Origin of the sequence: Nocardioides ganghwensis (assembly GCF_014779655.1) — a bacterium.
GTDB classification, from domain to species: domain Bacteria; phylum Actinomycetota; class Actinomycetes; order Propionibacteriales; family Nocardioidaceae; genus Nocardioides; species Nocardioides ganghwensis.
Map to the genome: position 1 here is coordinate 50,307 of NZ_JACXYX010000006.1, position 12,525 is coordinate 62,831.

Sequence of the window (12,525 nt, forward strand, 5' to 3'; positions counted from 1 at the left end):
GGCCGGTCAGGATGCGTCGGCGCCGTGGCCGAGGTCCATGGCGGCCAGGACGACCTCCGTGCAGATGTGCGAGGGGACGTCCTCGTCGCGCATCGCGACCACCACGGCCCAGGCCGGTCCATCGGCACCGGTGCGTGGCACCAGGGCGGCGACGCAGGCGACCCCGTCGCGGAACTCGCCGTGCTCGACCACGGGAGCGCCGGGGCGCACGGAGCGCAGCTCCTCCTCCAGCCGGTCCAGATCGGTCTGCGTGTTGGCGGTGTAGGGACGGAGGCCGTGCCCGAGCAGCAGGTCGCGCCTGGTCCGCGGCGGCAGTGCGGCCAGGAGCGCCTTGCCCAGCGCGGTCGCGTGCGCCGAGACGTCCAACCCCACCTCGAAGTCCTCGAGGTGGGGGGAGCCGGGCCTCTCCGCGACCTCGACGACGGTCACCCGCTCGTCCCGGAGCAGCCCGAGGTAGGCGCTGAGTCCGATGCGCTCGGTGAGCTGGTGCAGGACGAGCGCAGCGTCGGGGGGTCGCTCGAGGGAGGCCGCCAGGTCGTGGAAGCGCCGGGCCACCGCGTCCCCGATCACGTAGGTGCCGTCCGGCAGCCGCACGAGGTAGCCCTCGTAGGCGAGGGTCCGGACGAGGTGGTAGGTCGTCGAGAGGTTGAGGGAGCAGCGGCGCGCGATCGCCTTGACCGGCAACCCGGGGCACCGACCGACCACCTCCAGGATGAGCATGGCGCGCCCGACGCTCTGCACGAAGTCAGCCGGTTGCGGGCCAGCCTCTGACTCCATCGCGGACTCCTCGCTCCGGCTGTCGAAGGACCATCGTAGCCACCGGCGTCACGGCGTCCAGCGTTTCGTCATGTGAAAAGGCCGGGGGTGTCCGGGTGCCCGGCCGCGGGGTGAAACTGGCGCACGGACGGCGTCCACGCCACACCGAGCGAGGAGGGCACCCATGACCGTGCAGCACACGGAGCGGGTCGAGGAGTCGGTCCGCGACGTCCTCGCCGACGTCTACGACCCGTGCTGCCGCGACAAGGGCATCTCGGTGGTCGACATGGGCCTGCTGCACCGCGCCGAGATCCACGACGGGCACGCTCGCGTGGAGCTGGTGCTGACCTCCGGCTGGTGCCCCTTCGCCGCCAGCGTCCTGACCGACGTCGAGACCGCCGTCCTGTCGATCCCCGGCGTGGACACCGCTCGGGTCGAGCTGGTCTGGGACGAGGTGTGGACACCGGCACGCCTCTCGGACAGCGCGCGCACCACGCTGCGGTTCCTCCCGGATCCGTCGGAGGTGCGCGACCCCGCGGCGTACGTCGCCGCTGCCCGGCCATCACCCACGACGACGGAGGAGCTCTCATGATCGGTGACGCACTGGTGTTCGACGGGGTCGCGCACCCCTTCAACTTCGAGCCCGACAACGCCTACGGGCCGGCCGGCCAGATGTTCTCCAACCACCTCTACGCCTTCCACACGGTGCTGACTCCCGAGGGCGAGCCGCTGATGAGCGCGGAGGAGTTCCTGAGGAAGTGGAGCGTGGAGGACATCCGCGAGATGGTCTACGAGAAGTCGCAGACCGACATGCTGGTCGCGATGCCGTTGCCGCTCACCGACCTCTACCGCGACGGGCTCTCGCCGTGGCAGGAGTGCGCCAGGCTGGCGCAGCTCGACCCTGATCGCACCGTCCTGTGGGGCACCGTCAACCCGCTCGAGGGCAAGAGGGCGCTCGACGACGTGACCCGTCAGGTCGAGGAGTACGGCGCCCGCGCGTTCAAGTTCTACAACGTGCGCTACGAGGACGGCGGCCAGGTGCCGTGGCGGATGGACGACCCGAAGGTGGCCTTCCCGGTCTTCGAGCGGATGCAGGAGCTCGGGGTCAACCTGGTCGGCGTGCACAAGGGGGTGCCGCTCGGGCCGCAGATGATCGAGCACACCCAGACCTGGGACATGGACGGCGCGGCCGGCAACTTCCCCGACATCAACTTCGTGATCTACCACGTCGGACTGCCGTTCATCGACGAGACCTGCTGGCAGCTGATCCGCTACCCCAACCTCCACGCCTCGCTGGCCGCGTCGATCAACTTCGTGGTGCGGGCCCCGCGGCTCTTCGCCGAGCTCCTCGGCAAGCTGCTGTTCTGGTGCGGCGAGGACAAGATCGTCTACGGCAGCGAGGCACCGATCTGGCAGCCGCAGTGGGCGCTGGAGGCGTTCTGGAACTTCGAGCTCCCCCAGGACCTCTGCGACGGCTACGGCTACCCGCAGCTGACCGAGCAGGCCAAGAGGAAGATCCTCGGGGAGAACCTGCTGCGGCTGCACGGCATGGACGTCGCCGAGACCCGGGCGCGCCTCACCGGCAGCTGACGGGGCGAGTCAGCCGATCACCAGCACCAGGTCGCCGCCCTCGACCGCCTGCGTCGAGGGGACGGCGAGCCGGGTGACCGTGCCCGCGACCGGCGCGGTGATGGAGGCCTCCATCTTCATCGCCTCGATGGTCGCCACGGTCTGACCGGCCTCCACCGCGTCGCCCTCGGCGACGGTCACGGTCACGGCGCCGTCGTAGGGCGCGGCGACGTGACCGCTGTTGGCCGGGTCGGCCTTCTCGGTCGAGGCCACGTCGGCGGAGATGCTGCGGTCGCGGATCTGGACGGGCCGCATCTGGCCGTCGACGGTCGCCATCACGTTGCGGAACCCGCGCTCGTCGGGCTCGCTGACCGCCTCGAGGGCGAACAGCATCTCGCGGCCCTCGCGGACCTGCACGCGGTGCTCCTCGCCGCGGCGCAGGCCGTAGAGGTAGTCGATCGTGGAGACCGCCCCGAGGTCGCCGTAGGCCTCGCGGGACTCGAGGAAGGTCGCGGTGGGTCCCGGGAAGAGCAGCTCGTTGAGCGTCGCGCGCCGGTCGGAGGCGAGGCTGGCCCGCTGCTCGTCGGTGAGGCTCTCGGTGGGCTGCTTCCAGGTCCGGCCGGCGAGCGCCTTGGTGCGGAACGGCTCGGGCCAGCCGCCGGGCGGGTCGCCGAGCTCGCCGTTGAGGAAGCCGATGACGGAGTCGGGGACGTCGTAGGACGCCGGGTCCTCCTCGAAGGCCGCGGGGTCGGCGCCGGCCGCGACGAGCGCGAGGGCGAGGTCGCCGACGACCTTGGACGACGGGGTCACCTTGACCACGTTGCCGAGGATGTCGTTGGCCGCGGCGTACATGTCCTCGACCTCCTCGAACCTCTCGCCGAGGCCCAGGCCGATCGCCTGCTGGCGCAGGTTGGACAGCTGGCCGCCGGGGATCTCGTGGCGGTAGACGCGGCCCGTCGGGGCGGGCAGGCCTGACTCGAACGGCGCGTACACGCGGCGCACGGCCTCCCAGTAGGGCTCCATCGCGTTGACGGCCGGCAGCCACAGGCCCGTCTCGCGCTCGGAGTGGTCGGTCGCGGAGACCAGGGCCGACAGCGCCGGCTGGGACGTGGTCCCGGCCATCGCGGCGCAGGCGGCGTCGACCGCGTCGACGCCGGCGTCGATCGCCGCGAGGAGGGTGGCGAGCTGGCCACCGGGGGTGTCGTGGGTGTGGAGGTGCACGGGCAGGTCGAAGCGCTCGCGCAGCGCGGTGACCAGGGTGCGCGCCGCAGGGGCGCGCAGCAGGCCGGCCATGTCCTTGATCGCGAGCACGTGCGCGCCGGCGTCGACGATCTGCTCGGCGAGGCGGAGGTAGTAGTCGAGGGTGTAGATGCGCTCGGCGGGGGACGACAGGTCGCCGGTGTAGCACAGCGCGACCTCGGCGACCGACGTCCCGGTCGCACGGACGGCGTCGATGGCCGGGCGCATCTGGGAGACGTCGTTGAGGGCGTCGAAGATGCGGAACACGTCGATGCCGGTGTCCGCTGCCTCCTGCACGAAGGCGTCGGTGACCTCGGTCGGGTAGGGCGTGTAGCCGACGGTGTTGCGGCCGCGGAGCAGCATCTGCAGGCCGATGTTGGGGATGGCCTCGCGCAGGGCGGCCAGCCGCTCCCACGGGTCCTCGGCGAGGAAACGGAGCGCCACGTCGTACGTCGCCCCGCCCCAGCACTCGACCGACCACAGCTCGGGGGTGGTGCGGGCGACGTGCTCGGCGACGGCGAGCAGGTCGCGGGTGCGGACACGGGTGGCGAGCAGCGACTGGTGGGCGTCGCGGAAGGTGGTGTCCGTGACGGCGACGCGGTCCTGCGCGCGCAGGCGGCGGGCGAACTCCTCGGGCCCGACCTCGCGCAGCAGCTGCCTCGTCCCGTCGGGGACCGGGTGGCTGCGGTCGAGCTCGGGGAGCTTGCTCACCGGGGACACCGAGACCGGCGCGCGGCCGTGCGGCTGGTTGACGGTGACGTCGGCGAGGTAGGCGAGGAGCTTGGTGGCGCGGTCGCGGCCGAGCTGGGCCTTGAGGAGCGAGGGGTGGTCCTCGATGAAGGACGTGGTGACGCCGCCGGCGGCGAAGTCGGGGTCGGCGAGCACGGCCTGGAGGAAGCCGACGTTGGTGGAGACGCCGCGGATGCGGAACTCGAGCAGCGCGCGGCGGGCCTTCTGCACCGCGGCCTCGAAGGTGCGGCCGCGACAGGTGAGCTTGGCGAGCATCGAGTCGAAGTGCGGGCTGATCTCGGCGCCGCTGTAGGTGGTGCCGCCGTCGAGGCGTACGCCGGGGCCGCCGGGGGAGCGGTAGGTCGTGATCTTGCCGGTGTCGGGACGGAAGCCGTTGGCCGGGTCCTCGGTGGTGATGCGGCACTGGAGGGCGAAGCCGCGCGGCTGCACCGAGTCCTGGGTGAGGTCGAGGTCGGCGAGCGTGGCGCCGGCGGCGATGAGCATCTGCGACTGCACGAGGTCGACGGCGGTGACCTCCTCGGTCACCGTGTGCTCGACCTGGATGCGCGGGTTCATCTCGATGAAGACGTACTTGCCGGTGGGGTCGAGCAGGAACTCCACGGTGCCGGCGTTCTTGTAGCCGATCTCGCGGGCGAACCGGACCGCGTCGGCGCACATGCGGTCGCGCAGCTCGGGGTCGAGGTTGGGCGCGGGGGCGATCTCGACGACCTTCTGGTGACGCCGCTGCACCGAGCAGTCGCGCTCGTAGAGGTGGATGACGCCACCATCGGCGCCGGTGCCGTCCGACAGGATCTGCACCTCGATGTGGCGGGGGTCGACCACGGCCTGCTCGATGAAGACGGTCGGGTCGCCGAAGGCGCCGTCGGCCTCGCGCATGCAGGTCTCGATCGCGTCGCGCAGGTCGGCGCGGTCGTCGACGCGGCGCATGCCGCGACCGCCGCCACCGGCGACGGCCTTGACGAAGAGCGGGGCCTCGATGGTCTCGGCGGCCGCGAGCAGCTCCTCGACGTCCGTCGACGGGGGCACGGACTCCAGCACCGGCACGCCGGCGGCCTTGGCGGCGGCGATCGCCCTCGCCTTGTTGCCGGTGAGCGTCAGCACCTCGGCGCTGGGCCCGATGAAGGTGATGCCGTTCGCCGCGCACGCCTCGGCGAGGGCCGGGTTCTCCGACAGGAAGCCGTAGCCGGGATAGATCGCGTCGGCACCGCACCTCACGGCGACCTCGACGATGGCGTCGGGGTCGAGGTAGGCACGTACGGGGTGCCCCTCCTCGCCGATCTGGTAGGCCTCCTCGGCCTTCATCCGGTGCTCGGACCCGCGGTCCTCGTGGGGGAAGACGGCCACCGTGCGCGCGCCGATCTCGCGTGCTGCACGGAAGGCCCGGACTGCGATCTCGCCACGGTTGGCGACGAGCACCTTGGAGAACATGGGTGGAACGCTATCGAGTGACGGGTGTGACCCGGGTTACTCGTCCGTACGCCGGTCAGGCGGCGGCCCGCTCCTGCGCCCGCCACCAGGCGACCGTGGTCGCGAGCCCCTCGGCCATCGGCGTGGGCGACAGCCCGAGGCGCTCCTCGCTGGCGCTCGAGTCCATGACGAACGGCGCGGTGAACATGTAGGACGTCTCGGCGAGCTCGCGCATCTCCCGCGAGACCACCCCCGACGCCCGCAGCACCCACGGCGGGATCGCGGACGTGCGCGGGACCGCGACGCCGCCGGCTGCCGCGACCATCTCGACTAGGCGCTGCTGGGTGACCGGAGCGGCCGTCGGCGCGTGGAGGAACGAGTTCCACAGGTCCTCCCGGGCGGCGGCCGTGATCATCGCGGCGGCGAGGTCGGGGACGTAGGTGAAGGAGTGCGGCTGCTCGAGGCTGCCCAGGACGCGCATCGTCCTCCCGGCGAGGACCGTCGGGACCATCCGCTCGCCGGCGTGCGCGTTGTGGACCGCGGGGCCGTAGAAGTCGGAGGCCGCCACGCTGACCGTCGGGGTCGCCGACGCGTCGCGCTGGGCCAGGAGCTCGGTGCGTACGCCCAGCTTGCCGGTCGTCGCGGTGCGCGGCAGGTCCTCGGTCATGGTGCCCGCGACGGGACCGTAGGAGTAGAGGCTCTCGGGGAAGACGACGACCGCGCCGACCCGCCCGGCGGCGTCGAGGACGGCCTCCTCCGCGCGGGGCAGCTCCTCGCGCCAGACCCGGGCGTCGTACGCCGAGCCGTGGATGCAGTGGTGGACCGCGGTCGCGCCGGCGAAGGCGTCAGCCAGCGCGTCGGGGCGGGACACGTCCACGCGACGGCGGTCGATCAGCGGGTGGTCGGGCCCGCTGCCGGACCGGGTCAGCAGTCGTACCTGCTGGCCGGAGTCGGCGAGCTGCCGGGCGATGGTCGAGCCGACGGGGCCGGCTCCGGTGACGACGTGGACGGTGGTCATGGGATCTCCTGGAGGAAAGAGAGAGCGGTGCTCTCGGTTTACCCAGCATGACGCGTCGTCCGTGATAAAGCAAGAGCACTGCTCGCTTTCGTCATCTATGCTCGCTCTCGTGCGAGGATGGGGGATGACCGACGCCCCGCACCTCACCCCGCGCGCCCGCGCGCGCCAGCAGACGATGCGCGACATCGTCCGCATCGGACGCGAGCACCTGGCGACGGAGGGTGCCGCGGCGCTCTCGTTGCGCGCGGTCGCCCGCGACCTCGGGCTGGTCTCGTCGGCGGTCTACCGCTACGTCGCGAGTCGTGACGAGCTGCTGACGTTGCTGGTGGTGGACGGCTACGACGAGCTCGGCGACGCCGTGGACGCCGCCCTCGCCCGGGTCGACGCGTCCGACCACGCCGAGCGGATGCGGGTGATCGGTCGCGCGGTGCGAGCCTGGGCACTGGCTGAGCCCGCGACGTACGCCCTGCTGTTCGGCAGCCCCGTGCCGGGCTACGAGGCGCCGGCCGAGCAGACCACCGGTCCCGGCACCCGCGTCGTCGTACGCCTCGTGGAGGTCTGGGAGGACGCCTGGCGTGCGGGCGCGGTGGCGGTCGACGACGCCTCGCTCGCACCGCGCCGGCTGTCCCGTGACCTGGCGAGGATCCGCGGGCAGCTGGGGATCACGGCCCCGGACGCGCTGATCGCCCGCGGGCTCTTCGCCTGGGCGGCGCTGTTCGGGTGCGTGTCGTTCGAGGTGTTCGGGCAGTACGGCGCCGACACGTTCGGCGACCCGCAGGACCTCTTCGAGCAGCACCTCGACGCGCTGGTGGAGTCGGTCGGGCTGGTGTAGCGCGCCTCGCGCGGCCCGTCGCGTCTGACTCGAAGTCCACTCGCGCCCGGACGAGCGAGCCTCCGAGCATGCCGGGCCTGGCCCTCGGTGGTGTCGTGCGGCGACGAGGCCCATCTGGTGGCAGGTGCAGGGATCTCGCTCCGATGACATCCGCTCATGGCGACGAGCGGGTGCACTGAGCGGCTATGCCGAGTTGAGCACAGCCCACCCCAAGAAGACAGCGACGCCAGACGTCAGCGCCAAGAAGCACCCAGCGGCTACCGAAATGACCAACCGACGAGGGCGCAGAGTCAGACCAGCGGAACCAACAACAATGAGGGCACTGATGGTGCTGAGCATCAACCACTCGTTGAAGTCCTTGTTGTACCAGACGCCACGGCCGCGTGACATGTCGTTGACCACGAACCATGCGACAAGACAGATCGACGCCTGGATGGCGAACGCTGCGAGCACGACCCGAAGGGTTCGTGCGTGTGTCGAGGTGCGGACAGCGATGCGGGGCGACATGCGCATTAGGATGACACGGCGACCTGATAGCGGTGGCCCACGTCATGAGCTCATCCGGTTCGAACCGGCGATTCTCATGACGTCCCGCAGTGGTCAGCGGGCCAGCGCCCGCCCCACCGCCCGTCCGGAGAAGATGCAGCCGCCGAGGAACGTGCCCTCCAGCGCGTTGTAGCCGTGGACGCCGCCCCCGCCGAAGCCCGCGACCTCGCCCGCGGCGTACAGGCCGGGGATGCGCGAGCCGTCGGCGGCCACGCACTGGCCGTCGAGGTCGGTCTCGAGCCCGCCGAGGGTCTTGCGGGAGAGGATGTTGAGGCGTACGGCGATGAGCGGGCCGTGGGCCGGGTCGAGGATCTTGTGGGGCTTCGCGACGCGGACCAGCTTGTCGGTCCGGCTGCGGCGGGCGTTGTGGATCGCCATCACCTGGACGTCCTTGGTGAAGGAGTTGTCGAGCTCGCGGTCGCGGGCCACGATGTGCCGCTCGAGGTCCTCGACGTCGAGCTTCGGGCCGCGGGCGAGCTCGTTCATGCCGGTCACCAGGTCGGCGAGGTCGTCGGCCACGACGAAGTCGACGCCGTGCTCTTTGAAGGCCTCGACCGGGCCGGGGGCGCCCTTGGCCAGCCGCGTCTTCGCCAGGAACGTCAGGTCCTTGCCGGTGATGTCGGGGTTCTGCTCGGAGCCGGAGAGGGCGAACTCCTTCTCGATGATCGACTGGGTCAGCACGAACCAGGAGTAGTCGTGGCCCGCGGCCAGGATCTGCCTCATCGCGCCGATCGAGTCCGCGCCGGGCACGCCCGACATGCCCTCGAGCCGCTTGCCGGTGGCGTCGAACCACATCGACGACGGGCCAGGCAGGATGCGGATGGCGTGGTCGGGCCAGACCGGGTCCCAGTTGTGGATGCCTTCGACGTAGGCCCACATCCGGTCGCGATTGACCATCGTGGCGCCGGCCTCCTCCGAGATCGCCTGCATGCGGCCGTCGACGTGCGCGGGCACGCCGCAGATCAGGTGGTCGGGCGCGGGACCGACGCGCTCGGTCGGCCAGCTGCGGCGCATCAGCTCGTGGTTGTGGCCGATGCCGCCGCTCGTGACCACGACTGCGGCGGCGCGGTGCTCGAAGTCGCCGGCCGCGTCGCGGGAGGACTTCACGCCGCGCGCCGAGTCGTCGTCGGCCAGCACGGTGCCGCGCACGCCCACGACGGCGCCGTCCTCGACGACCAGCTCGTCCACCCGGTGGCGGAACGCGAGGCGTACGAGGCCGTTGGCCTCTGCCTGCTGGACCGGCTCGGCGAAGATCCGTACGACCTCCGGGCCGGTGCCCCAGGTGAGGTGGAAACGGGGGACGGAGTTGCCGTGGCCGGTCGCGCGGCCGTCGCCGCGCTCGGCCCACCCGACGAACGGCAGCCAGCGCAGGCCGAGGGCGCGGAGGTAGTCGCGCTTCTCCTCGTGGGCGAAGCGGACGTACGCCTGCGCCCACTGCTGCGGCCAGAAGTCCTCGCCGCGACCGGGCCCGTCGGTGCCGTCGCCGAGGCGGTCGAACTGCGCCGACCCCTGCCAGTCCTGCCAAGCCAGCTCGGGGGAGTCGGCGATGCCCATCCGCCGCTGCTCGGGGCTGTCGACGAACAGCAGCCCGCCGAGCGACCACCAGGCCTGGCCGCCGAGGTTGCGGTGGTTCTCCTGGTCGAGCACCAGCACCTTCTTGCCGGCCAGCGCGAGCTCGTGGGTGGCGACGAGCCCGGCGAGCCCGGCGCCGACGACGACGACGTCAGGGGTGAAGGTGGGCTCGCTCATCGCGTCTCCTGCTGGGGGTAGTGGCTGACGACCATCTCGGCGAGCAGGCGCAGGGCCCGCTCGACCGTACGACCGGGGGCGGCGGTGGGGTCGGGGTCGAGGGCGGAGAAGGCCAGCCCGTCGAGCATGTTGACGACGATGCTGAGGACGGCGGGGAGGTCGTCGGCCGGCAGCCGGTCGCCCCAGAGGTCTGCGGCGGCGTCGAGCATCTGGCCCTGCAGCGACTCGCGGGCCGGCAGGAGGGCCGTACGGAGGTCGGCGTCGGAGCGGGCGGCGACGAGCAGCTCGCGCCAGGTCTGGTTGGCGGGGGAGAGGACCGTGGCCCGGAGGTGGCCGAGCACGGCGGTCACGTCGTCGACCGAGTCCACGGCCGCGCCCGCGGTCGTCGCGCGGAACGCCTCGACGTTGCGGGTGGCCACGTGCTCGGCGGTCGCCACGAGCAGCGCCTGCCGGGTCGGGAAGTGGCGGAACAGCGCTCCCTGGCTGACGCCCGCCTCCGCGCAGACCGCGGCGGTCGAGGTCGCGGCGTACCCCCGCTCGGTCAGGCACGAGACGGTCGCGTCGAGGAGCGCGGCGATCGTGCCGGCGCGGCGGTCGGCCTGCGTACGGCGGCTCGGCGGGGTGGTCACATGGGAGAGTGTGACATAAAAAGTGAGTGCTCGCTATCTATGGTAGGTGCAAGCGGTGTAGGAGCCACATTGCGGGCACTCGACATGTGGCTCCTGCACCGCTCACGGGCGAGCCGCGGGGCGACACGAAATGAGCGGTGCCCCAGCCACCTCGACGTACGTCGGGATGTGGCTGGGGCACCGCTGGGCGGGGTGAGGGGTCAGTCCTTGATCTCGCAGATGACCGCGCCGTTGGTGACGGTGGCGCCGACCTCGGCCTGGAGGCCGGTGACGGTGCCGGCCTTGTGGGCCTTGAGGGGCTGCTCCATCTTCATCGCCTCCATGACGACGACGGTGTCGCCCTCGGCGACCTCCTGGCCCTCCTCGACGACGACCTTGACGATCGTGCCCTGCATGGGCGAGGTGACCGAGTCACCGGAGGCCGCGGCGCCGGCCTTCTTGGCCGAGCGCTTGGCCTTCTTGCCGCCCGCGGCACCACCGTTGGCGCTGCCGACGGCGAGTCCGCCGAGCCCGGCGGGGAGGACGACCTCGAGGCGACGACCGCCGACCTCGACGGTGACCTTCTGCCGCTCTGCCGGCTCGTCGGCCTCGGCCGTGTCGCCGGCGTAGGGCTCGATCTGGTTGTCGAACTCGGTCTCGATCCACTGCGTGTAGACCGTGAACTCGCCAGTCCCATCAGAGCTGCCGGACGGGGTGGATGCTCCGACGTACGCCGGGTCGCGGACCACGGCGCGGTGGAACGGGATCACGGTGGGCATGCCGTCGACGACGAACTCGTCCAGGGCGCGGCGCGAGCGCTCGAGGGCCTGGGTGCGGTCGCGGCCGGTGACGATGAGCTTGGCGATGAGCGAGTCGAAGGAGCCGGGGATGGTCTCGCCCTGGTCGTAGCCGCCGTCGAGGCGTACGCCCGGACCGGCCGGCGGGTGCCAGCGGGTGAGCGTGCCCGGGGCGGGCATGAAGTTGCGACCACCGTCCTCGGCGTTGATGCGGTACTCGATGGAGTGGCCGCGGATCTCGGGGTCGCCGTAGCCGAGCTCCTCGCCGGCGGCGATGCGGAACATCTCGCGCACGAGGTCGATGCCGGTGACCTCCTCGGAGACGCAGTGCTCGACCTGGAGACGGGTGTTGACCTCGAGGAAGGAGATGGTGCCGTCCTGGGCGACGAGGAACTCGCAGGTGCCGGCGCCGTGGTAGCCGGCCTCCTTGAGGATCCGCTTGGACGACTCGTAGAGCTCGGTGAGCTGCTCGTCGGTGAGGAACGGCGCGGGCGCCTCCTCGACGAGCTTCTGGTTGCGGCGCTGCAGCGAGCAGTCGCGCGTCGAGACCACCACGACGTTGCCGTGCTGGTCGGCCAGGCACTGGGTCTCGACGTGACGCGGCTTGTCGAGGAACTTCTCGACCAGGCACTCGCCGCGACCGAAGGCCGTGACGGCCTCGCGGACCGCGGACTCGTAGGCGTCGGGGATCTCCTCGAGCGTGCGGGCGACCTTGAGGCCGCGACCACCGCCGCCGAAGACCGCCTTGATCGCCACGGGCAGGCCGTTGGCCTCCGCGAAGGCGACGACCTCGTCGGCGTCGGCGACCGGGTCCTTGGTGCCCGGCGCGAGCGGCGCGTTGGCCTTGTCGGCGATGTGCTTGGCCTTGGCCTTGTCGCCCAGCGCCTCGATCGCGGCCGGCGGGGGGCCGATCCAGATCAGCCCGGCGTCGATGACGGCCTGGGCGAAGTCGGCGTTCTCGGCGAGGAAGCCGTAGCCGGGGTGGACGCTGTCCGCACCGGACTTCTCGGCGATCGCGATGATCTTCGCGATGTCGAGGTAGGACTCGGCGGGCGTGGCACCGCCGAGGGAGTGCGCCTCGTCGGCGAGGCGTACGAAGAGGGCGTCGCGGTCGGGGTCGGCGTAGACCGCGACGGAGCCGATGCCGGCGTCCTTGCAGGCACGGACGACGCGGACGGCGATCTCGCCGCGGTTGGCGATGAGGACCTTCTTCAAGCTCACGCGAGGACTCCTGGCGGTGACACGGGGCTGGCG

Annotated in this window: 10 protein-coding genes; 3 read left to right on the top strand and 7 right to left on the bottom strand. The window is 71.7% G+C overall.

All coding sequences use genetic code 11. From position 1 onward, the window contains the following. Positions 1-6: 6 nt before the first annotated feature. The gene (locus IEZ24_RS08710) at positions 7-777 is read right to left on the bottom strand and encodes an IclR family transcriptional regulator (protein ID WP_129455406.1); all 771 of its coding nucleotides are present in this window, start codon (positions 775-777) and stop codon (positions 7-9) included. Positions 778-940: 163 nt separating this feature from the next. Here IEZ24_RS08710 and IEZ24_RS08715 point away from each other — a divergent pair, with 163 nt between their 5' ends. Further along, positions 941-1,348: a metal-sulfur cluster assembly factor gene (locus tag IEZ24_RS08715; RefSeq protein ID WP_129455407.1), complete on the top strand. Its 408-nt coding sequence runs from the start codon at positions 941-943 to the stop codon at positions 1,346-1,348. Continuing rightward, entirely contained in the window at positions 1,345-2,346 is a 1,002-nt protein-coding gene (locus IEZ24_RS08720; protein WP_129455408.1) for an amidohydrolase family protein, read from the top strand. The genes IEZ24_RS08715 and IEZ24_RS08720 overlap by 4 nt, the downstream gene beginning before the upstream one ends. Positions 2,347-2,355: 9 nt before the next feature. Here the strand turns inward: IEZ24_RS08720 and IEZ24_RS08725 are convergent, their stop codons facing one another. Next, a complete protein-coding gene (locus IEZ24_RS08725) occupies positions 2,356-5,742 on the bottom strand; it encodes a pyruvate carboxylase (RefSeq protein WP_129455409.1) in 3,387 nt (1,128 codons plus the stop codon). Positions 5,743-5,797: 55 nt separating this feature from the next. Then, positions 5,798-6,739, bottom strand: a complete 942-nt coding sequence (locus tag IEZ24_RS08730; protein WP_129455410.1) for an NAD-dependent epimerase/dehydratase family protein — start codon at positions 6,737-6,739, stop codon at positions 5,798-5,800. Positions 6,740-6,863: 124 nt separating this feature from the next. On the opposite strand from IEZ24_RS08730, the gene IEZ24_RS08735 reads away from it, so the two are divergent. Continuing rightward, positions 6,864-7,571: a TetR/AcrR family transcriptional regulator gene (locus tag IEZ24_RS08735; RefSeq protein ID WP_129455411.1), complete on the top strand. Its 708-nt coding sequence runs from the start codon at positions 6,864-6,866 to the stop codon at positions 7,569-7,571. A 183-nt stretch (positions 7,572-7,754) separates the two neighbouring features. Here IEZ24_RS08735 and IEZ24_RS08740 read toward each other — a convergent pair whose 3' ends face one another. The 4 genes from IEZ24_RS08740 to IEZ24_RS08755 form a co-directional block, all read right to left on the bottom strand. Continuing rightward, positions 7,755-8,024 carry a hypothetical protein gene (locus IEZ24_RS08740; RefSeq protein WP_129455412.1) on the bottom strand — a complete coding sequence of 90 codons (270 nt, stop codon included), beginning with the start codon at positions 8,022-8,024 and terminating at the stop codon, positions 7,755-7,757. Positions 8,025-8,171: 147 nt separating this feature from the next. Continuing rightward, entirely contained in the window at positions 8,172-9,866 is a 1,695-nt protein-coding gene (locus tag IEZ24_RS08745) for an FAD-binding dehydrogenase (RefSeq protein ID WP_129455413.1), read from the bottom strand. Continuing rightward, a complete protein-coding gene (locus tag IEZ24_RS08750; protein WP_129455414.1) occupies positions 9,863-10,495 on the bottom strand; it encodes a TetR/AcrR family transcriptional regulator in 633 nt (210 codons plus the stop codon). Before IEZ24_RS08750 ends, IEZ24_RS08745 begins: the two co-directional genes overlap by 4 nt. Positions 10,496-10,695: 200 nt before the next feature. Further along, positions 10,696-12,492 carry an acetyl/propionyl/methylcrotonyl-CoA carboxylase subunit alpha gene (locus IEZ24_RS08755; protein WP_242498498.1) on the bottom strand — a complete coding sequence of 599 codons (1,797 nt, stop codon included), beginning with the start codon at positions 12,490-12,492 and terminating at the stop codon, positions 10,696-10,698. Positions 12,493-12,525: the final 33 nt, after the last annotated feature.